This window comes from Sinorhizobium sp. 6-70 (assembly GCF_030124375.1).
In the GTDB taxonomy this organism is placed as follows: Bacteria; Pseudomonadota; Alphaproteobacteria; order Rhizobiales; family Rhizobiaceae; genus Sinorhizobium.
The window spans coordinates 515,435-538,339 of sequence record NZ_JASKLS010000003.1 but is presented as its reverse complement, the minus strand read 5'-3'; the positions used below and the strand labels follow the sequence as shown (position 1 = coordinate 538,339).

23 protein-coding genes are annotated in these 22,905 nt (G+C 60.7%); 11 read left to right on the top strand and 12 right to left on the bottom strand.

Annotated features, from left to right (window positions below; genetic code table 11):
• The first annotated feature begins 322 nt into the window (after positions 1-322).
• The 5 genes from QN222_RS09645 (at position 323) to QN222_RS09625 (ending at position 4,199) form a co-directional block, all read left to right on the top strand.
• Positions 323-1,039: a winged helix-turn-helix domain-containing protein gene (locus QN222_RS09645; RefSeq protein ID WP_283962287.1), complete on the top strand. Its 717-nt coding sequence runs from the start codon at positions 323-325 to the stop codon at positions 1,037-1,039.
• 216 nt (positions 1,040-1,255) lie between these two features.
• The gene (locus QN222_RS09640; protein ID WP_283962288.1) at positions 1,256-2,116 is read left to right on the top strand and encodes an extradiol ring-cleavage dioxygenase; all 861 of its coding nucleotides are present in this window, start codon (positions 1,256-1,258) and stop codon (positions 2,114-2,116) included.
• Positions 2,113-2,484 carry a hypothetical protein gene (locus tag QN222_RS09635; protein WP_283962289.1) on the top strand — a complete coding sequence of 124 codons (372 nt, stop codon included), beginning with the start codon at positions 2,113-2,115 and terminating at the stop codon, positions 2,482-2,484. The genes QN222_RS09640 and QN222_RS09635 overlap by 4 nt, the downstream gene beginning before the upstream one ends.
• 55 nt (positions 2,485-2,539) lie before the next feature.
• The gene (locus QN222_RS09630; RefSeq protein ID WP_283962290.1) at positions 2,540-3,709 is read left to right on the top strand and encodes a M20 aminoacylase family protein; all 1,170 of its coding nucleotides are present in this window, start codon (positions 2,540-2,542) and stop codon (positions 3,707-3,709) included.
• A 256-nt stretch (positions 3,710-3,965) separates the two neighbouring features.
• Complete coding sequence (locus QN222_RS09625; RefSeq protein WP_283962291.1) at positions 3,966-4,199, top strand: hypothetical protein; 234 nt, start codon at positions 3,966-3,968, stop codon at positions 4,197-4,199.
• Positions 4,200-4,273: 74 nt separating this feature from the next.
• On the opposite strand, the gene QN222_RS09620 is transcribed toward QN222_RS09625, so the two are convergent.
• The 3 genes from QN222_RS09620 to QN222_RS30315 form a co-directional block, all read right to left on the bottom strand.
• Positions 4,274-4,534 (bottom strand): hypothetical protein, encoded by a 261-nt coding sequence (locus tag QN222_RS09620; protein WP_284005393.1) that lies wholly within the window; start codon positions 4,532-4,534, stop codon positions 4,274-4,276.
• Between the two features lie 278 nt (positions 4,535-4,812).
• Positions 4,813-5,253, bottom strand: a complete 441-nt coding sequence (locus tag QN222_RS30320; RefSeq protein ID WP_336621018.1) for a sodium-independent anion transporter — start codon at positions 5,251-5,253, stop codon at positions 4,813-4,815.
• Entirely contained in the window at positions 5,247-5,459 is a 213-nt protein-coding gene (locus tag QN222_RS30315) for a hypothetical protein (RefSeq protein WP_336621017.1), read from the bottom strand. Before QN222_RS30315 ends, QN222_RS30320 begins: the two co-directional genes overlap by 7 nt.
• A gap of 461 nt (positions 5,460-5,920) precedes the next feature.
• Between QN222_RS30315 and QN222_RS09610 the strand changes: the two genes are divergently transcribed.
• The 6 genes from QN222_RS09610 (at position 5,921) to QN222_RS09585 (ending at position 11,527) form a co-directional block, all read left to right on the top strand.
• The gene (locus QN222_RS09610) at positions 5,921-6,664 is read left to right on the top strand and encodes a response regulator transcription factor (protein WP_283962292.1); all 744 of its coding nucleotides are present in this window, start codon (positions 5,921-5,923) and stop codon (positions 6,662-6,664) included.
• A gap of 527 nt (positions 6,665-7,191) precedes the next feature.
• On the top strand, positions 7,192-7,470 hold the full coding sequence (locus QN222_RS09605; RefSeq protein ID WP_283962293.1) for a hypothetical protein: 279 nt from the start codon (positions 7,192-7,194) through the stop codon (positions 7,468-7,470).
• 74 nt (positions 7,471-7,544) lie between these two features.
• Positions 7,545-8,852 carry an efflux RND transporter periplasmic adaptor subunit gene (locus QN222_RS09600; RefSeq protein ID WP_283962294.1) on the top strand — a complete coding sequence of 436 codons (1,308 nt, stop codon included), beginning with the start codon at positions 7,545-7,547 and terminating at the stop codon, positions 8,850-8,852.
• Between the two features lie 56 nt (positions 8,853-8,908).
• Positions 8,909-9,562 (top strand): ABC transporter ATP-binding protein, encoded by a 654-nt coding sequence (locus tag QN222_RS09595; protein ID WP_283962295.1) that lies wholly within the window; start codon positions 8,909-8,911, stop codon positions 9,560-9,562.
• Positions 9,559-10,788, top strand: coding sequence for an ABC transporter permease (locus QN222_RS09590; protein WP_283962296.1), 1,230 nt, complete (start codon positions 9,559-9,561; stop codon positions 10,786-10,788). Before QN222_RS09595 ends, QN222_RS09590 begins: the two co-directional genes overlap by 4 nt.
• Positions 10,789-11,287: 499 nt before the next feature.
• Positions 11,288-11,527 (top strand): gamma-glutamyl-gamma-aminobutyrate hydrolase family protein, encoded by a 240-nt coding sequence (locus QN222_RS09585; RefSeq protein ID WP_283962297.1) that lies wholly within the window; start codon positions 11,288-11,290, stop codon positions 11,525-11,527.
• A gap of 133 nt (positions 11,528-11,660) precedes the next feature.
• On the opposite strand, the gene rfbD is transcribed toward QN222_RS09585, so the two are convergent.
• From rfbD to QN222_RS09540, 9 genes are read right to left on the bottom strand one after another with little or no spacing between them, the layout of a single operon-like run.
• Positions 11,661-12,554, bottom strand: coding sequence for a dTDP-4-dehydrorhamnose reductase (gene rfbD, locus QN222_RS09580; protein WP_283962298.1), 894 nt, complete (start codon positions 12,552-12,554; stop codon positions 11,661-11,663).
• Positions 12,551-13,621, bottom strand: a complete 1,071-nt coding sequence (gene rfbB, locus QN222_RS09575; protein WP_283962299.1) for a dTDP-glucose 4,6-dehydratase — start codon at positions 13,619-13,621, stop codon at positions 12,551-12,553. Before rfbB ends, rfbD begins: the two co-directional genes overlap by 4 nt.
• Before the next feature lie 9 nt (positions 13,622-13,630).
• A complete protein-coding gene (gene rfbC / locus QN222_RS09570) occupies positions 13,631-14,194 on the bottom strand; it encodes a dTDP-4-dehydrorhamnose 3,5-epimerase (protein ID WP_283962300.1) in 564 nt (187 codons plus the stop codon).
• Positions 14,187-15,068 carry a glucose-1-phosphate thymidylyltransferase RfbA gene (gene rfbA, locus QN222_RS09565; protein WP_283962301.1) on the bottom strand — a complete coding sequence of 294 codons (882 nt, stop codon included), beginning with the start codon at positions 15,066-15,068 and terminating at the stop codon, positions 14,187-14,189. Before rfbA ends, rfbC begins: the two co-directional genes overlap by 8 nt.
• 52 nt (positions 15,069-15,120) lie before the next feature.
• A complete protein-coding gene (locus QN222_RS09560; protein ID WP_283962302.1) occupies positions 15,121-16,206 on the bottom strand; it encodes a glycoside hydrolase in 1,086 nt (361 codons plus the stop codon).
• Between the two features lie 28 nt (positions 16,207-16,234).
• Positions 16,235-17,407 (bottom strand): polysaccharide pyruvyl transferase family protein, encoded by a 1,173-nt coding sequence (locus QN222_RS09555; RefSeq protein WP_283962303.1) that lies wholly within the window; start codon positions 17,405-17,407, stop codon positions 16,235-16,237.
• Between the two features lie 44 nt (positions 17,408-17,451).
• Complete coding sequence (locus tag QN222_RS09550) at positions 17,452-18,630, bottom strand: polysaccharide pyruvyl transferase family protein (RefSeq protein ID WP_283962304.1); 1,179 nt, start codon at positions 18,628-18,630, stop codon at positions 17,452-17,454.
• Between the two features lie 37 nt (positions 18,631-18,667).
• Entirely contained in the window at positions 18,668-21,346 is a 2,679-nt protein-coding gene (locus QN222_RS09545; RefSeq protein WP_283962305.1) for a glycosyltransferase, read from the bottom strand.
• Complete coding sequence (locus tag QN222_RS09540) at positions 21,333-22,805, bottom strand: DUF6212 domain-containing protein (RefSeq protein ID WP_283962306.1); 1,473 nt, start codon at positions 22,803-22,805, stop codon at positions 21,333-21,335. Before QN222_RS09540 ends, QN222_RS09545 begins: the two co-directional genes overlap by 14 nt.
• Positions 22,806-22,905: the final 100 nt, after the last annotated feature.

The following is a 22,905-nucleotide window of genomic DNA, read 5'->3' as shown; positions in this document are numbered from 1 at the left end:
GACGGCTCTGTCTCGGCGCAAGTCGCTGGAGTCGCCAAAAAATGATATAATTGATAAAAATGCTTCTTGTGGTAGATTGGCCTGCCGCTTATGATCCGCCTTCTTCGGATGAAAGAAGGAAGGTTTCAATGAGTGAAGCGCTCGCAGACCCAGCCTGTTTACGTTGCCATCTCCAGGCAATGAGAAGGCAAACAGGCACTCGCAAAGCCAGTATGCGAATTCTTGGCGTTCAAGTTTCGTCAAAGGCAGGCCCCGGTCTGCGGTCAGGGGACCTGCCCGGTGGGCATTCGATCGGTCGTCGCGCACATGTCGGGGCGCCGTCGTGAAGCATGTTCTGGTCATCGATGACGACCTCGCCATCCGCAGCTTGCTGACGGACTATCTTTCCCAGCATGCCCTGAGAGTGACCGGGCTGAGCGGCAGCCAGGACCTGCAGAGGGTGCTCAGCACGGACGAGGTCGACCTTCTGATCGTCGATCTCAATCTGGGGCGCGAGGACGGTCTCGACATTGTCAGGAAGCTTTCCAGCACCTCGGATTGTCCGATCATCATCATCAGTGGAGATCGCCTCGAGGAGGCGGACAAGGTTGTGGGTCTGGAACTCGGTGCCGTCGACTACATAACCAAGCCCTTCGGAACGAGGGAATTGCTGGCCCGCGTCCGCTCCTCACTGCGCGAACGTCCCATTATCAGCACGAAAAAAGACAAGACCATCTACGGCTTTGATGACTGGGAGCTCAACATCAAGCTCCGAAGGCTGGTTCACGACGGCCAGGAGGTGAAGCTGACCGCTGGCGAGTTCAACCTGCTGACAGCATTCCTTCGTTCTCCACGCCAGATCTTGTCACGAGAGCAGCTTCTTTCGGCAAGTCGCGTCCACGATGAGGAAGTCTTTGATCGAAGCATAGATGTGCTCATCCTTCGCTTGCGAAGAAAGCTCGAGACCGATCCCTCCAAGCCGTCCCTGATCAAGACGGAGAGGGGAGCCGGCTACCTGTTCGATGCCGACGTCAAGGTCATCCATCGGAACAAGGGCTGAGGAACGCGTCCCATGCCTTCGCCGTGGTCCGATACGGCGACGGTCTGCCTTCGGGAATTTGGTGGGAGCCCTCGGGGCGCAGCCGCGCCGGTCGTGCATGCGGCGTCCGGTATCGTTTCAAACGCAACCAAATTCGTTTCCCTGAAATCCGGGCAGAAAACCAATGCCCCATAGATGAGCTCGGCACGCGTGCTGTCGTCATCATGGAGAAGCGCTTTGGCAAGACTCGTCGCGACCCTCGCATCCACCCACCATCCGTTTTACCTCAAGGCGACAACGGCTCCGCCCGAGGAGCAAATGCCGCAGGCGCCCGAGTGGAAGCGAAAGGTAGAGGCCTATCGCGAAACACTGACCGGCGCGCGACCGGATATCCTGGTGATGATCGGTTCGGATCATTTCCATCAGATCTTCCTGGACAACTATCCGCAGTTCCTGATCGGAAAGGCATCCTGGTACGATGCCACCTTCTACAACGAGGAACGTGAGTTCGGCATTCCGAGCTACAAGCTCTCCGGCGACGAGGACATGTCACGCTTCCTGCATCAATCGCTTCTGGCGCAGGATTTCGACCTCGCGTTCTCGAACGAGTTGAAGATCGATCACTCGATCGTTTGTCCGATCATCACAGTTCGGCCGCAAAACGATCTGCCGATCGTGCCGATTTACACCAATATCTTTGCCCCGCCCCTGCCGTCTCCAAGACGCTTCCTCGAATTGGGACGCGCGATCCGCAAAGCGATCGAGGACTATCCGTCCGACAAGAGGGTTGCGGCCATCGGGACAGGCCATCTGTCGCTCGAGCTTGGTGGCCCTCGACAATTCATGGAAGCCGGCCCGGACCCCGAATTCGATCGACAGGCGATCGATTGGCTGCGAACCGGAAACATCGGGGCCATCCTCGCTTCGGTCACGCATGAGAGCCTGGAGGCCAGCGGCAATGCAACGCACGGCTTTCTGAATTTCATACTCATGCTCGGCGTGGCCGGAGCGGCCGAGGCCGACTACGTCGATTACCTCGATCTCTTTCACACGATGGAAGCGTATTTCACCTGGTTCCCGAAGGAGGCGGTGCGATGAGCAAGTACTACGTCAACAAGTTCCTCTTCACCGTGGATCGCGATCCTCGCCTGCTCGCGCGCTATACCGAAGAGCCTCGCAGCTTCGTCTCGGTATGGGAGCAATCCATCGGACCCAAGCTGATCGGAAACGAGGTCGAAGCGTCGACGGCGCACGCCTTCACGGATGCAGAGCGCAAGGCGCTGGTCGAGCATGACTTCGTCAGCCTGTTCGAGATGGGTGCTCACTTCTTTCTCAACCTCACCCTCTTCATCGGCATCTATGACGAGCCGTACAGGCAAAGACTCGGTCCCTTGGCCTTTCAGAGAGAGTTCGCCGAGAAGCTGCGGCACTGGCGCGGCAGGGACTACCCTTCGATCATGACCTAGACGCCAATCGTCAGATGTCCAAGCGCCCCATCCCCCCACAATCGAGAGTGTCCCAATGAGCGTTTCCCAGCCCGCCGTCAACCACGACTTGCCAGCCGATGTCACGGAATGGCGGAGGCATCTCCATCAAAATCCCGAGCTTCTTTACGAGGTCCACGAGACGGCAAGATTCGTGGCCGACAAGCTGTCCGCTTTTGGCTGCGATCTCGTCGAGACCGGTATTGGCAGAACTGGCGTCGTTGCGCTGATCAGGGGCGATCTCGGCCAAGGTCCGGTCATAGGCTTGCGTGCCGACATGGATGCCCTGCCCATATTAGAGAGCGGAAGCCGTGCCTGGGTTTCAAAGGTGGACGGCAGAGCCCATTCCTGCGGTCATGACGGGCACATGGCGATGCTGCTCGGCGCCGCGCGACTGTTGGCGCAGACTCGCAAATTCCGGGGCACCGTCGCAGTCATTTTCCAACCGGCAGAGGAGGGTGGTGCGGGCGCCCTGGCCATGGTCGAAGATGGATTGATGGAGCGGTTCGGCATTGCTCAGGTGTTCGGCATGCACAATGAGCCGGGGATCCCGATCGGCGAATTTGCGATCCGCGAGGGAGCAATTCTTGCGGCTGTGGATACATTCGAAATTACGATCAGGGGGCGAGGCAGTCACGCGGGGCAGCCTCACCTTTCGATTGACCCTGTCGTCGCGGCCTCGCATGTCGTCGTCGCGCTTCAAAGTCTAGTTGCTCGGGAAACCGACCCCCTGCAGTCGGTCGTGATAACGGTCGCGACGATCAACGGCGGCCATTCGCCCAACGTCATCCCGGCCGAAGTCCGGTTGTCTGGCACCGTGCGAACCCTGCGTCCCGATACGCGTGATTGGGCACAGCGCCGGCTCTTCGAGGTCGCAAGTTCAATCGCGTTGGCCCATGGGGCGGCCGCAACGGTCGATTACACGCGCGGCTATCCGGCCACCTTCAACCATCGTGAGCAGACCGGGCGCGCTATTGAGGTCGCGCAGTCGGTCGTTGGCCCCGAATTCGTTCGCGTGGGTATCGAGCCGCGAATGGCCGCAGAGGATTTCTCCTACATGCTGGAAGCCCGGCCCGGGGCCTTCATCATCATCGGGAACGGGAACACCGCGAATCTTCACAGCCCGAGTTATGATTTCAACGACGAGGCCATCCCCTATGGCATCGCCTATTGGGTCAAGCTCGCCGAGACACTTCTCGCCGATTAAGTTGCCGTTTGCTCTCTCCATCCCTCGATATCTGACAGAGGCGAGCACGGCTTCGGCACCGTTATGTCTGTAATCAGATTGTCGAGGATGAGATTGAAGAGAAATCGTGCGGGACGAGTAATGAAGACGGAAACAAAAACAGCGCCGGGTTGCGATTCCCCGTTCCCGCCAACGTGGTATTTGGAAGAGAAGAAACATGTCGTTCATCTCGGTTACCATCACCTCACGCTGAGCACCGACGCTGCGCAGGAAGACTATGATTTCTACACGAAGACACTCGGCCTGCTCGATCAAGCGCACGGTGTCTTTCGACGGGGTGATCCCGGTCTATCATCTCTACTACGGCGCCAAGAACGGCGATCCCTCGACCATCGTCACGACCTTCCTCTTCAAAAAGCCCGGCATCTGCGGCAAGCGCGGCACCAACCAGTCGAAGATCATCCAGCTTCCATCCCGGTTGGTGCGGCCGACTTCTGAGTCGATCGAGTAAAAACGGATTGAACGTCCGCTTTAGGCCATGCGCATGCGCCTTGCGAACGGCGGGAGCGGGGCGCAATGCTGCCTTCACAGCTTAAGCGTGAACGTCGCCTTGGGGGCGGACAGAATCGCGCTCCCGCGAGCCTTGCACGGCTTGTTGCTGTGATGTTCACCTCTTGGGCCACCCATGAGCTTGACGATACGCCCATGATGTTCCGCGATCTTCGGTCCAATCAGGTCAGTGCGCAGCGACTTGAGCGCCGCGAGTGTCCCGTCCTCATCAGTCCGGATCAGACGCGAGTAGCCAACTACGTCAGCGGCCATAATGGCGGCGAGGCGGCGTTCCAAACCGATTTCCTCCCGCCTGAGAGAGTAGTGGATCGCGAGCCGAGAATCCACGAAAGTATTGCGCCGGCACGTTCCGGAGACCCAAAGCGGCGCGTCTCGGTGAAGCGCTGCTCGTTGGCCCTGGGTGAAGGCCAAAGTCGACCCAGTGGGGTCACTCGTCGACAGCGAAGGGAATTTCCGGTGCTGACCCTACGACGTCGTCGCCCAAGCAACTGGCAAAGGCTGCAAAGCGCTTTCTTTATTAGTCGTCGGCTCTGCCTTCTATGTTTCGGTCAACCTTACGCCGAGCAGCGAAGCTCTTGCTTATCGGTGGGGCGTACGCAGGGACGCCGCGAGCCAATCAGTAGTGCGCGGCGCCAGGATGCGGCTGGCCGAGTTCCGTCCCTAGCTGTCGCTAACGCCTTCCAAATAGGGTTGGAGAGCGGCATGTATGCTGAAGAAGAGCCGCTCGCGGCCGGGTTTGTCGGCGAGACCGGGGCCCGGCCGTAGTCGAGCACATCCGGATTCAATCCTGCCAGCCACACCGTGATGCCCTGTGCGGTGAGGCGCCGTTCGCTCTCGATCATCATCTGAATGGCGGAATACTCGATGTCAAAGACGCCGCTCATATCGAGCGCGAGCACATGCGGCTTATGCTCAGGCACCAGCGACTGGATCTGATCCGCAACCTGCTGAATGTTAGCAAAGAAGAGCCGGCCGTCCGGACGGAGGATCAGCAAGCCCTCGAGCGTGTCATCGTCGGGATGCTCATGTGATAGCGGCCGGAGCACATCGGTGTCCCGCTGCGGCCGATGACGTGGACCCTCGGTTTTGCCGACTGACTGGCCAGCCCGATCAGCGAAAGGGCGATCGCGACCACGATGCCTTGAAGCGTGCCGAAGACCAGCACTCCGAGGAACGCCGCCAGCGCCCAGCGGAACTCCATCCGCCGAACCCTGCGGATGGACGCAAACTCGGCCGGGGCGATGAGTCCGACGGAGTAAATGATGGACGGGAGCTGCGGTACGCCAGAATTATCAAGAAACGCCGCTTGTTAAGTGTGCGAATACCAGAAAAGCTGTTCGGCGAAAAATAGGATTGCGGCGATTTAGTAAGGCCGGTAAAATAACCTGCGGCTAATGTATGTATAGCTAAAATTCGTTGCCTGCTGATCTTGAATCAGCAGAAAGAGGGAGGGGCGCGCTTGGTGGCATGAGGGGTCAACCTGAGGCCCGTCGGCGCGCTTGCCGTGAAATGTTGCACATCCAGAATAGCGCCAGGACGCACGGCACGATTGCGGCGCTCGTGTTCAAAATTCCCGGATACTTTGATTGACAGCTACTTGAGCACGGCAAGGCCTTCGGGTCGATGCGTGCAATCCGATTCGCGGGAGCTGGGGGTAGAGCGATGGCAGTGGGAGAACTCATTTCATCGGCTGGAACGGCCGTCCCGCCAACCGCCGTGGCAATTGCCAACCGGCACGAAATCGCGAGCGCCGGACTGGGGGCCTTATTGGAAGCGGGTGGCCATCGCGTCGTCGCGCGCTGCTCGTGCGAGAGTGACCTCCTGCATTCCGTGGAAACCTCTCGCCCGGACATCATCATTTTGGCGGATAACATCGTATGTCAGGAACCCGCCAAAACGGTCTTGCAACTGCGCGCGAGGTACCGTTCGGTGGCAATCATCTTAATGCTAGATGAGCACGACGCCGTCACGGCAGCGGGTCTGGTGAGTCTTGGCGTAGAGGGCATTCTGTTGAGCGCGGGTCGCGCCAGGAGCGTCATCGATTGTGTCGAGAGCGTGTATCGGGGCCGCAGGTGGATCGATCCCGACCTGTTGTGCCATCTCGCGGTCGCGGAACAGCGTACACAGAATGGGACGTGCCTCACATGTCGGGAAGCTGAAATAGCCCAGTTCGTGTCGCGAGGTCTGAGTAACAAGGAAATCGCGCGCGAACTCAATTTGTGTGAGGGCACAGTGAAGATGCATTTGCACCATATCTACGAAAGGCTTCATCTCAGCGGCAGAACGCATTTGGCGCGTCGGTGGCTGGAGGATGCGGAGATGGCCAGTTTGAAAGGACGGCGGAATAAGGAGGCGATCGGTTCCGACGCCGTGATCGGAGCACGGTTCGCGGCCGGGCACACCTGAAGAATTGCGGTGTCAAATCGGGTATTGGAGGCAGAGCGGCGGTAACATCTTTGGACACAGCTACATCCCGTTCGGGGGGCACTGAAGGTATTTGCCTGCGCGCTGTAGCACCTCGTCAAACGTCGGTTGTCCGATCAAGTGCGTTGAGCATCACACCGCAATCGCTGGGCCTAACGTGCTCGGCCATGCCCGCAGGAGAGGCTTCCATGCCGTCTCTGTTTTCACCCGACCGTTTGCGCAGGGACTCCCAAGTCGGCGCGTCGCCGCCGACCACGCCCGCCCATCAATGTCGAAGCGCGATGCCAACACGGCGACGGCCGGAACGGTATATCCATCGGTTACTATCGAATGAAACCTCAAACACTATCGAAGCGCAAATAGACACGCGCGCCCACTAGTCGGATACAGGAGGCTTAATTCTTCGGCCGCCGGACATTGCGACGATGGGAGAATCGTAAGGCGGCCGCAACGGCGGTTGCGTGGAAAATAGTGCTGCCGCATCCGCCATAGCTGGAGGAGTGAAGCAGATGAAGAAAATCCTACTCGCCGTTTCGATGTTCGCGGCCACAACCGGCGTCGCCTTTGCAGCTTGGGTACCAGTACAAATTGGTTCGGTGACAGAGACCCAATTCCGAGCACAGACTGCGGGCAACAGCGGTAATGTGAAAGCATGTTTCCAATCCACGGTAACCATCACCACTTTCCAGTGGACTCACACACAGACAGGAAACACCCGCGGTACATTCACTCAAACTACTACGACAGATGAAGTGCAGGTTGATGATAGCCTGTGTGAACCGGCGTAACACTGCGTAATACCCCGACGAGCGTTCAAATCGCCTCTCCTGTATTCGGGAGCAACTCATGGGGATGAACGAGTATGGGCAGATGGGTGTTGTTAGGCGCTTTCGTCTCGATCGGATCGTTGTCCGCTGCCGCCGTGGTGCCCAACGCAGGCGTCAGTGAGTGGATAACCGAGCAGCAATCTGCGGTTCAGGCCAGACTTGCACAAGTCTCTCCGGAGTGGGTCGCCGATGAGTTGTCGGCGGTCCACTCGAAGCTTGCGGCGGCGGCGGCATCCGTCACCCGGGTGTCCGATGCTTCGCGGACGCAAGAGGAGGTCTATCGTTTCGCCACCGTCGAACGCGGTGATCTTGTTTCCACCGTCACCGCCACCGGGCAGCTTACGCCTGTTGCCACGGTGGTCGTCAGTACGCAGATTTCCGGGCAGATCGATCAGATACAAGCCGATTTCAATGCGCCCGTCCGGCGCGGCGATGTCATCGCCACGTTGGACGCAACCACTTTCCGAATCGCTGTCGAGCAGGCCCGGGCGGAAGTCGATATGGCCGCCGCTGCGCTTCTGAAGGCAGAGGTCGCAGCTCAAGAATCCGCGGCGGAGCTCAAGCGCCGCGACAGTCTCCACCGGAGCGGGGCGGGCTCCCTTGTCGAACGCGACAAGGCGGAAACTGCGAAGCGCCTGGCGGACGCGCAATTGCTGGAAGCCCGTTCGGGTGTTCAACGGACGAATGCGGCGCTGAAACAAGCGCGAACCAATCTGGAGCGTACGCGCATCCACTCGCCCGTCGATGGGGTGGTCGTCGACAGAAGCATCGAAGTCGGCCAGATTGTCGCCGCGAGCCTGCAGGCTCCGACGCTGTTCACAATCGCCAAGGACCTGCGCGACATGCAGGTCAACATGCTGATCGACGAGTCGGCGATCGGCCGCATCAGCCCTGGCCTACGCGTCGAATTCACCGTCGATGCCTACCCTGGACGGAACTTCGGCGGCAGCGTGGAGCAGGTCCGTCTCTCTCCCACCACGTCGCAAAATGTGGTTACCTACACCGTTGTCGTGAAGGCACCGAATCCCGAACTCATGCTGCTGCCGGGCATGACCGCTACCGCCCGCGTCATCGTCACCGAGCGCAACGAAGTCCTCAAGACGCCGACCGCCGCCATCCGCTTCCGGCAGTCAGGACCAAGGCTTGTGCCGGACGCTGCGGTACTGTGGCTCGAAAGGGCCGGCGAGTTGAAGCCCGTTGACGTGAAGCTGGGGGTGACCGACGGCGACATGGTCGAAATCATCGGCGCGGAGGTTGCGCCGGGAGACCTGGTTGCGGTCGGTGTTCGCCCCGTCGCGCGCAAAGAGTCGGCGGCAAAACGCCTCATCGGGGTGTTCCAGTGAGGCCGCTGATCGCAACCTCCCGGTTGTCGCGACTGTACCCAATGGGAGGCAGCGATGTGAACGCGCTGATCGACATCACTCTCCGCGTGGAGCAGGGCGAAGCGGTCGCGATCATGGGGCCGTCCGGTTCCGGCAAATCGACGCTGCTGAACATCCTCGGCTGCCTCGACGTGCCGTCCTCAGGCACTTACATGCTGGACAACACCGACGTCAGCAGCCTGTCCATGTCGCAGTTGGCCGCCCTGCGCGGACAGGTCTTCGGTTTCGTCTTCCAGAATTTCAACCTCTTGGCGCGGGCGACAGCCTTCGAGAATGTTGAACTACCGCTGATCTATGCTGGCGGCTGGAGCCGCGCGGCCCGGCGCGACCGTGCCATGCAGTTGCTCGAACTCGTCGGCCTCATCCACAGGGCCAGTCACCTTCCCTCGCAGTTGTCTGGCGGCGAGCAACAGCGGGTCGCTATTGCCCGCGCGCTCGCCAACAAGCCGAAAATTGTCATGGCCGACGAGCCAACAGGCGCGCTCGACACCGCGGTCAGCCGAACGATCCTGAACATGCTCTACGAGATCAACGAAACTGGCGTGACGCTGCTGCTTGTCACGCATGACCCTGCGGTCGCCTCTTCCATGCACCGCATTATCACGTTGAAGGATGGACGGATCATCTCTGATGCGTCATCAACGAGCGGTCAGCTCGAGGCGGCCCAATGAGAACCACCCTCAATGTCCGCGAAGCCTGGCGCGCCATCCGAGCCAACACAATGCGCAGCATCCTGACGACGCTCGGGATCGTCTTTGGCACCGCCTCGGTGATTGTCATGATTGCGATCGGGGCCGGGACACAGCAGAGGATTAGGGAGGACATCGAAAAACTAGGCCCGACCAATTTCACCATCAACCCGGCTTCCGCTGTCGTCAGCGGCGTCAGCATGGGTGCCGGCACGAGGCTGTCGCTGACAGACGAAGACGCCGCTGCGCTCGCCCGCGAGTTCCCGCATATTAAGGCCACGCCTTTTGTCCGTTTGCGGGCGCAATTGGTGCAGGGCGGCCGGAACTGGTCGACTTCGGTGCTCGGGGTCACCGGCGATTTCGAGAACGTGAAGAATTGGGACATCGCCAGCGGTCGGTCGTTTGGCTTCGACGAAATGGAAGACGCCTCCAGAGCGGCCATCCTCGGTCACACCGTGGCGACCAAGCTTTTCTCCGGGATTGATCCGGTAGGCCACGACATCCGCGTCAATCATCTGAGCTTTCGAGTGATCGGTGTGCTCCAATCGAAGGGCGAGATGGTGGACGGCTCGGACCTTGACGACATTGTCCTCGTGCCGCTGAAGGCTGCGCGCAATCATCTGCTCGGCCGCCGAGCCGGTCGGTGGCAGTCTGTGAGCGGCATCGCCGTGAAGGTCGAACCCGAGATTGCGCTAGAGCCAGTAAAAGAAGAAATCAGCGAAGCTCTGCGGTTTCGCCACCGTTTGGCGGCCGGGCAGGAGGACAGTTTCCGCATAACTGACTTGGCGGAGTTCCGCAAACTGCAGGAGGCTTCCTCATCGGCACTTACGATCCTGCTCGCTTCTGTCGCGTCGATCTCGCTGCTGACCGGGGGCATCGGCATCATGAACATCATGCTCGTATCGGTCGCCGAGCGGACGCGCGAGATCGGCATTCGTGCCGCAATCGGAGCCGCGCCGAGGGATATCCTCTCGCAGTTTCTCGTGGAAGCGATGACGCTTGCGATGCTCGGCGGCATTATCGGCATTCTCGTAGGTGTCACGGGCGCGACCCTCGTCGACACCGTGTTCGGCGTGCGAACGGCGTTGAGGATCGAACCCATCCTGCTGGCTAGCGGCTTCGCGGCTCTGGTTGGTGTCTTGTTCGGGTTTTATCCGGCTCTCCAGGCGTCTCGACTGCCGCCCATTGATGCCCTCCGTTATGAATAAAGTTCGGGCGGTTTCCTTGGCGGAGAGGTCGCACTCGGTCGCAGGAAATTCGAGGCGAGACGGACTTGATTGAATACCTCACTAAGATAGCACGCTCATCAGCTCGATTGTCCGCTTGCTCCCCGTTGCTGACATTCATTCACAGCGTCCGAAACTACGGTGTCGGCCATTGCGGCACACCTTAACGAATTGAATCTCGCGAGGGGGAAGCCGCCTCGCGGATGAAATTCGCTTGGGCGCTACGTCACTGAATCCGGTGTTAGGGGTGGGTTTTTAACCGACGCAGGATATTGTCGGCCAACAGAGCTGCTTCCTCCGCGATTGCCAATATTGTGCCCGACCGTCGCGAGATCGCGAAAGGCAGGCCGGCAAAATACACACCAGGGACGCTCGACGACCCGTTTTCGTACGATGGCTGACCTTGCGCATTGAGCACATTGGGGACGCGCACCCACTCGAAGTCCCCTTTGAAACCGGTGCACCAGATCACGGCACCAGAATGGCTGGTATCTTCAGTGCCGAGACATTCAAGGTGAACAGCCTTCATCGGGAGGCAATCGTCGAAATGTCCAGTGACGTGGTTGTTACGGCCCGGGGGCCAGACGGAGTAGTCGAAGCGATAGAGCTGAGTTCGCGATCTTTTGCCATGGGCTTACAGTGGCATCCAGAACTGCTCGATGCCGAAAGCCACCCCGGCGCTCGAATATTCGACGCATTTGTGAAAGCTGCCGGCGACTGAACAGAATGCGCCATGAAGACCTCGGAGGGCGGCGGTAGCTGCGTTGTGTCGCATCTCTAAACTGCCGCTACAACAGAAGATCGCATAATCTATCTTATGGAACTGCAAGGCGTCGGCGCACCGGGCGCCTTCTTCAACCCGCTCTGTCCCGAAGCAGTCGACGCACGGTCGTCTCCACCGAAGGCTGCCAGGCACGCATGGTCCAGCCGAATGTCTCTGCGAATCTGGCGCAACACAAAGACGAATTAGCGGGACGACGCGCGGGCGCCGGGAAATCTGTTGTCGGAACGTTCCGCACGCGCGCCGACGGGCCGCCATGAGTGCCGCTCACGGAGAGAACATGGCGGGCAAGATCGGCGCGGCTTGCAATGCCGGTCCCCGACAAGTGGTAAATGCCGGATACTTGATCACGGTTGCGTTGGGTCATCAGACCGGCTGCGCTAAGGATCGCGTCCGCCAGATCCAGCGCCGAAGATGGGTTGCCCCATTGGTCGGCAACGACGGCGATCTCCTCGTGATCCTCGGCGAGCCGCAACATGGTTTTCACGAAATTCTTGCCAACGGGGCTATAGACCCAACCGGTCCGCAGGACGAGGTGGAAGGGATTCGCCGTGATCACGGCCCTCTCGCCAGCCAGTTTCGAAGCGCCGTAGAGGCTGAGTGGAGCAGCTGCGTCGTCTTCGCAATAGCTGCCTTCCTTTGTCCCGTCGAAGACATAGTCGGTGGAAAGGTGGATGACTGGCACATCGAGGGCTGCCGCCGCTTCGGCAACCGCCCCGGCGCCGAGGGCGTTGATCGCGAAGGCCTTTTCCGCCTCGCTCTCGGCCTGGTCCACGGCGGTGTACGCTGCAGCCGAAACGACCAAATCAGGCCGACAGCGTTCGATCGCGGGTAGGATCGTTTCCATGCGGGCCAAGTCGAGATCCGGCCTCCCGACCGCGACAATCTCGATATCCGGCCAGCCATGCGCCCGTTCGACGAGGCTCTGCGCCAGTTGCCCCTTGCAGCCTGTCACGACAATTCTCACGCAACGCTCCGATGGCGTCCACCAAGGCGTGCGCCGTTGTAGCGCTCGCGTCGGATTGGCTCCCACCACCAGCTGTTGGCAAGATACCAATCGATCGTGTCGCTCAGACCTGCCTCGAAACCCTGCTTTGGCCGCCAGCCGAGTTCGCGCTCGATCTTGGAGGGATCGATCGCATAGCGCCGGTCGTGGCCGGGCCGGTCGGCGACAAGCGTGATGAGGTCCCGATAACTTTTTCCCTCCTTGCGCGGCAGGCGGATGTCGAGCAGGTCGCAGATGCTCTCCACCACCGACAGATTGTTGCGCGCGGCCCGGGCACCGATGTTGTAGCTCTCCCCCGGCCTTCCCGCCCTCATCACCAGCTCCAGCGCGCGTGCATGGTCGTCGACGTGGAGCCAATCGCGAACGTTCGCACCCGATCCATAGAGCGGCAGCGGCCTTTCCTCGATCGCATTGACGATCGTCAGGGGGATCAGCTTCTCAGGAAAATGAAACGGTCCGTAGTTGTTGGACGAGTTCGAAAGCACCACCGGTAGCCCGTAGGTCTGGTGCCAGGAACGAACGAAATGGTCCGCTGCCGCCTTCGAGGCCGCATAAGGCGACGACGGCGCGTAGCGCGTCTCTTCGACGAAAACACCGCCGGAGAAAGGAAGATCCCCGAACACTTCGTCGGTGGAGACATGGTGAAAGCGAAACCGGTCGCGCGCTGTTGGGCCGAGCTCCGACCAATAGGCCAGCGCCGCGCAAAGCAGACGGACCGTGCCGAGAACGTTCGTTTCCGCAAATGCGCCAGGCCCGTCGATCGATCGATCGACATGGCTCTCGGCAGCGAGATGCATGACAGCGTCGACGCGCTCGAGGCGCATGATGTCCAGCAGAGATTGCTCGTTGCGGATATCCGCACGGTAGAAAGCATAGTTCGGGTGATTGTCCACCGCGCGCAGGGACTGAAGATTGCCGGCATAGGTGAGCTTGTCGACATTGACGACCCGCTCGGCGCCATTCGCAACCAGATGCCGGCAGACCGCAGAGCCGATGAAGCCCGCGCCACCTGTAACGAGAACACGCATGATTGCCCCTCACCCACGAGTTTCGAAGAGGCTGGCATCGGCCAGCAGCGGCGCGCCCCTGTCTTTCGCGGACAGCAGCAGATGGTCGACGGCCACGGGCCACCTTATGCCGATCTGTGGATCGTCGAAGCGGATCGCACGTTCATGTTCTGCGGAATAGTGCTCACTCACCTTGTATTGAACCTCCGTGTCCGGCTCGAGGGTGACAAAACCATGGGCGAATCCTGCGGGTACCAGAACCTGGTTCCACCTTTCGGCCGAGAGTTCGACCGCAATCCATTGCGCGAATGTCGGCGAACCCTTGCGGATATCGACGACCACATCGAACGCCCTCCCCCGAACGACGCGGACGAGCTTGACCTGAGCGCGTGGCGGAAGCTGGTAATGCAGGCCGCGTAGCGTGCCCGCCATTGCGGAATAGGAGTGGTTGTCCTGCACGAAGGTCAACGAGATGCCATGCGCAGAGAGAACCTCGGCATTGTAGGTATCCGAAAAGAAGCCCCGCTCGTCACCGAACTTGCGTGGCACGATTTCCAGGACGCCATCGAGGCCCAGGGCTCTTACCTCAAGCATCGGCAAGCTCCCTGATGCGCCGCTGCAGGTAGGTCGCGTACTCGTTCTTGCCGAGCAAGGCGGCGCGTTCGAGCACCTGTTCGGCAGAGACATAGCCGAGCTCGAAGGCGATCTCTTCCGGGCACATGATCTTTACGCCCTGGCGATGCTCGATCGTACGCACGAAGGAGGCGGCATCGTGCAGGCTGTCATGAGTGCCGGTATCGAGCCAGGCAAAACCCCGGCCAAGCCGGCAGACGTGAAGGTCGCCGCGGTCAAGATAGGCGCGGTTGACGTCGGTGATTTCCAGCTCGCCGCGGGCGGACGGTCTGATCGAGGCAGCGACATCGAGTACGCTGTTCTCGTAGAAATAGAGGCCCGTGACGGCCCAGCTCGAGTTCGGCCGTTGCGGCTTTTCCTCGATGGTCTCGGCGCGACCGTTGCGGCCATTGAAGCTCACCACGCCATAGCGCTCGGGATCGTCCACGCGATAGGCAAAGATCGTAGCGCCACTTTTGCGAGCTGCGGCCTCGCGGCAGAGTTCGGGAAGACCCGCGCCATAGAAGATATTGTCTCCAAGGATCAGCGCGACGGGACTGTTCCCGACAAATTCTCGGCCGATGATGAAAGCTTCCGCAAGGCCATTCGGCTCGGATTGCTCGGCATAGGAGATCGAAAGGCCGAGCTGACTTCCGTCGCCAAGCAGCTCTTCGAAAAGCGGCTTGTCCCTCGGCATGGTGATGACCAGAATGTCGCGAATTCCCGCCAGCATGAGCGTGCCGAGCGGGTAATAGATCATCGGCTTGTCGTGGACCGGAAGCAATTGCTTCGACACCGAGATCGTCACCGGGTAGAGCCTGGTCCCTCTGCCGCCTGCGAGAATGATTCCCTTCATGCGGTGCCTCCCGCCCCTGTCAAACTTCGCGCATGGCCGCTGAACGTCCCCCTCATCTCGCCCGCGCCCCTTGGTTTTCGGCCGGTCGGATCGCTGCAGCACCGGCGGGGCTCAACTTGCCGCAGCGCCAGAGGCTGTAGGACGGTTCAGAGTCCCAGTCGTAGTAATACGCTGCCGCCAGCCGCCCTGCCTCCATCTGTTCACCGAGGGTCGTGCGCATGAAGCGCACCGCTCCCTCTCGCGCCCGATCATCGACCGGGCAGGAACGTGCGGTATTGGCAATACCCCATTCCGTCACCCAGCACGGCGTGCCCTGATCGGCAGGTCGGCAGAGGTCGAGCAGGTTCCTTACATGAGTGGCTAATACGGCCGGCGTCTTCCGCCCGGGATAAAGGTGGACGCCGTAGGCATCGACGAGACTGTCGGCACCACGCTGGCGAAGAGCCGCGACGAACACGCGCGGATCGAGCCGCTCCATTCCGCGCTTGTCGGCCTCCTCGGCGCTCATATCGGAAAGGCCGGCGGAAACGACGGTTGCGTTGTGGCTGTGCACAGTGGCACGCACTTCGCCGCGGCTGATCTCCAGGACACGGACATACTTGTCCAGACCCCGCTCGAACGCCAGCTGGTCCTTGAGATCGGCGATGCCGCGCGGCGTCGAAGCGCCCGGCTTCCGGTAGACGGCAAGGTCGCCGTTGTAGCCGGCATGGTTGATCTCGTTTCCGGGTTCGATCGCTTCGAGGCGCACGCCGAGCGCATCGATGTGTTGAAGCGCCTCGCGCAAACCGTTGCGGTAGCGATCGAGATCGAGATCGGAGAGCCGATAGATGTCCCATATACGGCCGAAGCCTGTGCGCGGGCGGGCGCTCTCGGGGTAGTAGCTCTTATTCGCAAGCTGGATTTCGAGAAGGATCCTCAGACCGAGCCGACTGGCGATCGCCAGCGCCTCGATGCTCTTGTCCACCGGTCGCGACAGGGAGAGACGCACGTCGGTCGCTCCACTCGCGGCGATATCATTGAGTATTCTCTCCTGCTCGCCATGGGATAGCCATCCGAGGTTTACCCGGTTTATGCCGATGCGAGCAGCAGGAGCGTCATCGGGATAGGCAGGCTGGGCGAGCGCAAGCCATCCGCACAAGGCGACTGCCGCCGCCCCTTTCCACAGCCTAGAGGCCGACATGCGTGAGAGCAGTGCGGAAGTTGGCTTCACAAGCCGAATACCGGTCGATGACGGCCTGTGAGTCGATCTTGGAAAGGAAATTCGCGAGATAGGCCTTCCTGTCCGCCTCGCGGTTCCAGATCGCGGCCTCCATATAGGGGAAGCCGATGAACTCCAGCATCTCCCGCATGCGATCATCGACTGCAATCATGAGCGAGGGTACCCCCGCCTGCATACCGATGATGCAACCATGGAACCGGCGGCCGAAGCAGAGATCGCGGGAACTGACCCAGCTTCGCCAATGGTTCGTGTCGAAGAAGACCAGCAGTTCGTGCTTCCTCTGCCACTTCTCGGAATGCTTGTATTCGGTCTGCCCGGTGATGCGTCCGCTAGCCCGGTCGTAGACAGGCACGTCGTCCTCGCCGGGCAGAGAGAGATTATAGGCAACCACTTCGTCCTGGACGACGTAGCTTGCCACGCTGTCAGGCTTCAGGAGCGCATGCGCATCGACGATCGTATCGGCGACGCTGCCGAGGTAGCCGCCGAAGGCGATTTTCTGGGCCGTGGCCAACTCCGGATTGGCAAGAGCGGTGAGTGAGCGCTTCATCTCGTTCGGGGCAAAGAAAAGCGATGGGCAGCCCGTCGGCCTCACCGATTTCATGCCTTGCTCCCGTAGGAATTCGGCGGTGAAATAACCGCGCGTCAGGAAGAAGCTCTCTTTCTTTTTGAGCACGTCCAGGAATTTGAGAGTGCCGGCCGGAAGCTTTTCCTTCAGCCCCTCTCTCCGCTGTATGCCGATACCCATCACAACCACGGGCATCTTCAGTTTTTCGAATACCTCCGCTTCGAGGTCCGCGGAGTAACCGGGCCGCAACAGATTGGCCGAGGCGAAGACACAGATGTCGAACTCCTCGTTGAAGCGCGCGTAAACCTCGTCCGAGTTGCGGCTGTTGGCGAGATGCCAGAACGGCACATAGGTGACGTCATGTCCGCGCAGGGCGTGGGCGGCACCTTCGCCGATCAGATAGTTGCCCGTATTGGCGATCTTCCGCACCTGGTCGATGAGGTCTTTCTTTGTCCTCACCTCATCGAAATAGGGCCTGTGGCGGACCTCCGACCCGGATACGCCCGCTACGGTACGCTGCAGATACGACGGGATTCCTGTAAGCAAGACACGCATCGAAACACCTGATTTCTGAAGTGCGGGACCGCGCCCGCGAAGGATTATTGGCCGATGCCGATTTCGCGCAGCGCCGAGCGGAAGGTGCGCTCGCGATCGGAATATCTGTCGGTGAGTTCGGATGCGTTGAGCCCGGCCAGGTGATCGGCAACGAACTCGGCCCGGTTTTCCGCCTTGTCCACATCAGTCGCATCCACGGCGGGCAGGCCCGTATAGCCGAGCATTTCGCGCATCCGGTCGTCCACCGCCACCATCAGGCTTGGGACGCCCGCCTGCATGGCGATGATCGAGCCGTGGAAGCGCCGCCCGAAATTGAAGTCCATGGACGAAGCCCAGGCACGCCACTGGTTCGTATCGAAGAAGGTGCGGATGTCGAAGGCTGTCTTCAGCCGGTCCGTGCCCGGATAGCTGAGCTCGCCGAGCATCGAACCCGAGGCGGAATCATAGACGCGCCCGTCGCCACTCGCCTCCACCTTCATGTCGAAGTGCAGGAACTCGTCCTGGATCACGTATTGGGGGCGCGAGCCCTCGGGCGCCAGAGCATGGGCATCGACGATCGTGTCGTGATTGGCGCCGAGATAGCCGGAGAAGATCGTCCGCGCCTTGCCGACTTTCACATGCGGCAGCTTCTTCAGCGACGCGCGCATGTTGTGTGGCATGAAATAGACGGAGGGGCAGCCCGTCGGCTGGACGTAGGAAAATCCCTGGTCCTTCAGGAAGCCTGCCGTCTCGAACCCGCGCGTGAGGAAATAGTGCTCTCGCTGCTTGAGCACGTCCAGGAGCCGCTTCGTGCCCTCAGGCAGGCTGTTCTCGAGATCCCGGCGGTTCTGAAGACCGATGCCGAGCATGACGATCGGCATCTTCAGTTTGCTTAACACTTCGGCTTCCGCGTCGGCGGAGAGACCCTTGCGCAGAAGGTTCGCGCAAGTGAACACGCAGATGTCGAAATTGGCGTTGAACTCTTCCAGACCAACACCATTCTTGCTGCAGTTGTAAAGATGCCAGAACGGCACCTGCTTCGCATGCGGCGCGATCGCGCGGAGCGCCCCTTCGCCGATCAGGTAGTTTCCTGTATTGCTGATATTGCGAAGCTCTTGAAGAAACTCCTCTTTCGTCTCCGGCTGTTTCTGCCGCTCCGAATAGGACACCGACAGGCCGTGAGCGCCGTTGGCAAGGCGCGTGTAGTGGCCAGGAATTCCCGTCACGAGGATTCTTGGACGCATGCAATAGACCCTTCTTCTTGAAACCGGCGCGGACTTGTCAGCCCACCGCCGCAACTCCGGGATTGGACGTCTCGCGCCCGCGAATGACCGTCGCGCGCGAGAGGGATGAATTGTTCACTGAGCGGTCGCACCAACCGAGGAACTCGGAAAAGGAGGATGCCCACGAGCGGCGTGCAGCGGTTCTCAGGCACCCCTCCATGAGAGGCGCGAGCTTCTCGCGATTGTGAGCCACCTCGGCGATGACTTTCGCCATGTCCCGCACCACCTGTGGGTCGGCTGCGGCGTCGATCAGGATGCCGTCCTCCCCATCCGTTATGAGCTCGTCGACGGCGCCGACGGCTGTGGCGATTGGCACGCAACCGAGTTGCTGCGCCTCGGCGATCATCAATGGTGCCCCTTCCCAACGCGATGGCATCAGTAGGACATCCGCCCAACCAAGGGCCTTGACGAGATCCTTGCTCGCGAAGACCGGCGGGTGCACGTCAACACCGAGGTCCTTGAGCCGATCCGTCCACGATACGGTAGCGTCCGCAAGGATCTCGCCACCAATCGCCCGGGCGTCGAAGGGTACACGCGAGGCCCTGAGCTCCGCGATTGCGGCAGCCAGGCGGTCGATCCCCTTCTGCTGGTCGAGCCGGCCCATATAGAGCACCCGCAGCCGGTCGTCCTTGCGCTCTATCCGCCTGACTGAAAGCACTTCGGCCAAGATTTTGGGCGGTACGGAGAAGCTCGCGCCGTTGGGCACGGCAAAGGTCTTCTCGTGCGGGACGCCGAAGCTGTGCAGATAGATTTTGAGCTGTTCCGAGCAGGTGAGGAACGCGTCATAGCAATGTTCATGGGCGATTGCCGCGAACGGCTGTCCAGCCGGCCTTTTGAACCCCGTATTGTCGACGACGTGAAGATAGCATGCCGTACGGGTTCCCTCGGCTCGCAGGCGGGCGATGAGCGGATGCACCGCCATGACATGATTGTTGATTATGAGGTCGAAACCGGAAAGCTGCCCTTTGAGCGCCGCCCAATCGACCTCATGGCCCTCGGCTATGAAGTCCTGCCCCAGGAACGAGCCGGAACCGCCCCAGGCGGGAATGCCCTGCTCCCAGAAGTGAATATAGTCGAAGCTCGCATCGAACTCGTCGATCACGTCCATCCTCGACGTTCCGAGCACGAACAGGTGGGTCTCGTACCCGTTCGCCTTCAATTCACGCGCCGCCGCATAGACGACTTTTTCGGCGCCGCCGAACGATGCGTTCGGAACGAGCAGCGCCGCAGTGCGCTTGCCGCCCTCGCTATGCCCGAGCGGCAGGACGGGCGAGCCGCCGAGCTCGTGGCGAAGCGCCTTGTGGAGTTCCGCATAGGGCACGAGCCGCGCCGGGCGCCAGGTCCAGCGGCGGCCGGCCGTGCGCCGCAACGGGCTGGTCGCGATGGCGTTGATGCAGTTGATCATCACCTGCTGGGGCGTGATCAGCGAACGGCGCGGCAAGGTTCTCGGGAAGGGAAAGCGCACCTTCAGGACCGCCGATGTGGGCCATACCTGCTGGTTGCCGATCGAGGCGAACCAGTCGAGTGCATTGTTCTGGATCACGTCGCGCACGAGCGAGGTCGGCAGGAAGATGAGATCGGCGTGCCCGACATGCGCCCCCGCCTCATGAAAGACCGGCTCGATCTTGCGTTGCGCGGCATCATTGCCGAGCTGGACGAAGACCACATTGGCCCTCTCGCTCAAGCGCTCCAGATGCGCAAGCACATTCGGCAGCATGCGCGAGCGCAGCAGCAGGTCGAGGGTGGCGCCGCTTCCGGCGATCAGGAACGGCGGGAAATGCACGTTATCCGGCTCGCCGACGCTCGCCCAGAAGGCTGGAATGATATCGTCTAGACGAAGCTTGTGAGGTGTCTTTGTCGGATCGGTGAAGAAGGAGATCGCGGCATCTTCCGTCCGCGCGAAGAGATAGCGCGGGCATTCCTCATGCTCGAAATCAACGAGCATCGGACGCTGGAAAAGTGCCCTATGGCGTTTTCTGAGGAAGCTCACCGAGGCGGCACGGTCACGGTTGGCTTCCTTGAAGCGGCTTTCTGCCCGCAGCCGGTATTCGAACGTCGTGTCGTGGCACGGCGTTCCGACAAATCCATGCTCGATACAGGACAGCCAGAACTCCCAGTCTTCGAAGCCGTTCTGCCTGTCGTCGTTGAAGCGGACACCGGCGCGGAATACGTCGATCGAGATCATCGAGCCCGTGTCGCAGATATTGTCGGTAATGCAGTGGACAAGCCGCGAGTAGCGGTTGCCGTAGTGGGCACGCCAGCTCACCGAGAAAGTGTCGATATTGGTGTAGACCCAGCCACAGCCACTCAAGGCGAGCTGCCGATAGAGAGTTTCGATCGTGCCCGGCAGGACGCGGTTATCGGCATCGAGGAAGTAGACGGCTCGTGCCTCCGGCAGGTTTTCGAGCACATAGTCGATCGCGCGGTTGCGCGCGCCACCCGGCCCGGCATTCACTCCGAACAGGACATGAACCGCCGGATGTGCCGCGGCATAGAGGAGCAACTGGTCGAAGGTCTCCTGCCGAGGATCGCCGTCGACCGATACGACCACCGCAATCCTGCATTCGGAAACGGTCGATGCCAGCACCGATTCGATCGCCTCCAGGACGAGCGCGGCATGGCCGTAGAGCGGCATGGCGACTGCGATAAGGTCCGAAACGTCCCTATTGCCGGACATGTGACGCCCCTGCGGACTGCTTGACCAACCGGAAGCCGGACACCTTGAGCCACGAAAAATCGACCGTGTCCGTTACCGCGCGGCTGAGGATCATGAGATCCATGGGCTCGCGCACCGGTTTATCCAGTTGAAAGTTGATGTTGATCGCCTGCTGGGCGGTAACTTCACGCCAGCCGCTGAAGAATGCCGAAGGCTTGGCTGCTCCCTTGCGCGCCAGCTCCGCCACCTCGGATCGCGCATTCGAATTGGTCGGCGCGAGCAGAAAGCTCACGGCCGCGGGGGCGCCCTGCGGGTGGTCGATGACGGCGCTCGCCGAGAAGGAAATCGTGCCCGGCTCGACGGCGCGACCGATGGTGCCGGCCGAAATTCCGCTTGGCAGCGGATGACACACCACAGCATGCTCGTGTTCGAGGAAGCGGACGGTCTGGAACTCCGGAACCACAGGCGTGACGGACACATCGACAATCTGGCTCAAGAGCTCGACCGCCAGACGATAGTCTTCGATGAAATGCCCTTCGAGCAAGGTGGTCGGAGCGATCATGTTCGGCACGCGCGCCGGCCTGACGCCGGCCAGGCCCGTAAACACCCGGAATGCAAGGGGTCGGAGATCGAGATCTGCATGCGCGGCGTCGGACCGGGCCGTATAACGCTCGCTTGCAATCGGATAACCGAGCGAGAGCCCCACCGTTTCCGTACCCGTCGTGGAGACCCTGAGCCGCAGCGTCCTTGCCCCGCCTCCGCAAGCCCGCGGCAGCGCGAAGAAATTCCAGCCTGCGGCGACCTGTCCATAAGGCACGGTCCACTCGGCCACGCCCTCCCCGCTCTCGACATAGCCCAGCATCACGACCAGTTCACCGCCATCCCTTGGGACAGAGTGGATGTGCAGCGCGACGCCCGCCACGCCATGGCTGGAGACCGGCAGGAGTTGCTCGACATACCCGGTTGCAAGCAACTGCCCTATGCCCTCGTCCTTCGGATCGACATAAGGATCGTGTGCGAAAATTTCGGTGACCGGCTCCCAGTTGCGAGCCTGGAACGCGTCCTCGAGCGCGCGGTAGTTCTCAAGCAGCGCTTCGCGCTCGCGCCGGAGGATGGCGAGCTCGGACGTTACCGAGGCTGCGAAGCCGGCAAGCCGCCCCACCCCGCCTTCTACCAGCACACGAACGAGTGCCAGACTCTCCTCCCTGCTCGTCGCATCGACGCGTTGAAGAGGTATTTCGGGAACCGTTCCCAAGGCGCGCAGCGCCGCAAGCCTCTCGCTCAGGTCGGCCTCTCCTTCATTCGAGAAGGCCAGCGCAATCAGCGGGAATGCGTTTTGCAGAGGAGATTGGGATTGCGTACCCGTCTCCAGGAAATGGACCAGGTGCTCGATGTCGCTGCCTTCAACATCTGCCCGGTCCCGATTGGATGCCACAACCAATCTGCGCTTAGCCGGTATTTGCCTCACGCCAGCAGACATCAACTCTTGCACGCAGCAACCCCAGAAGAAATCGAATTATTCGGTAGATGGCCTCTAGGAGACTAACTATCTTCTCCAAAAAAACTCATCGCAAAAAACA

Coding starts and splice junctions, on each gene's coding strand:
- QN222_RS09590 (WP_283962296.1), top strand. CDS start 9,559: ATGAGAACCACCCTCAATGTCCGCGAAGCCTGGCGCGCCATCCGAGCC.
- QN222_RS30315 (WP_336621017.1), bottom strand. CDS start 5,459: ATGGAGTTCCGCTGGGCGCTGGCGGCGTTCCTCGGAGTGCTGGTCTTC.
- rfbC (WP_283962300.1), bottom strand. CDS start 14,194: ATGCTTGAGGTAAGAGCCCTGGGCCTCGATGGCGTCCTGGAAATCGTG.
- QN222_RS09600 (WP_283962294.1), top strand. CDS start 7,545: ATGGGCAGATGGGTGTTGTTAGGCGCTTTCGTCTCGATCGGATCGTTG.
- QN222_RS09630 (WP_283962290.1), top strand. CDS start 2,540: ATGAGCGTTTCCCAGCCCGCCGTCAACCACGACTTGCCAGCCGATGTC.
- QN222_RS09610 (WP_283962292.1), top strand. CDS start 5,921: ATGGCAGTGGGAGAACTCATTTCATCGGCTGGAACGGCCGTCCCGCCA.
- rfbA (WP_283962301.1), bottom strand. CDS start 15,068: ATGAAGGGAATCATTCTCGCAGGCGGCAGAGGGACCAGGCTCTACCCG.
- QN222_RS09555 (WP_283962303.1), bottom strand. CDS start 17,407: ATGCGTGTCTTGCTTACAGGAATCCCGTCGTATCTGCAGCGTACCGTA.
- QN222_RS09550 (WP_283962304.1), bottom strand. CDS start 18,630: ATGCGTCCAAGAATCCTCGTGACGGGAATTCCTGGCCACTACACGCGC.
- QN222_RS09540 (WP_283962306.1), bottom strand. CDS start 22,805: ATGTCTGCTGGCGTGAGGCAAATACCGGCTAAGCGCAGATTGGTTGTG.
- QN222_RS09625 (WP_283962291.1), top strand. CDS start 3,966: ATGATTTCTACACGAAGACACTCGGCCTGCTCGATCAAGCGCACGGTG.
- QN222_RS09585 (WP_283962297.1), top strand. CDS start 11,288: ATGGCTGGTATCTTCAGTGCCGAGACATTCAAGGTGAACAGCCTTCAT.
- QN222_RS09605 (WP_283962293.1), top strand. CDS start 7,192: ATGAAGAAAATCCTACTCGCCGTTTCGATGTTCGCGGCCACAACCGGC.
- QN222_RS09545 (WP_283962305.1), bottom strand. CDS start 21,346: ATGTCCGGCAATAGGGACGTTTCGGACCTTATCGCAGTCGCCATGCCG.
- QN222_RS09635 (WP_283962289.1), top strand. CDS start 2,113: ATGAGCAAGTACTACGTCAACAAGTTCCTCTTCACCGTGGATCGCGAT.
- rfbB (WP_283962299.1), bottom strand. CDS start 13,621: ATGCGTGTTCTCGTTACAGGTGGCGCGGGCTTCATCGGCTCTGCGGTC.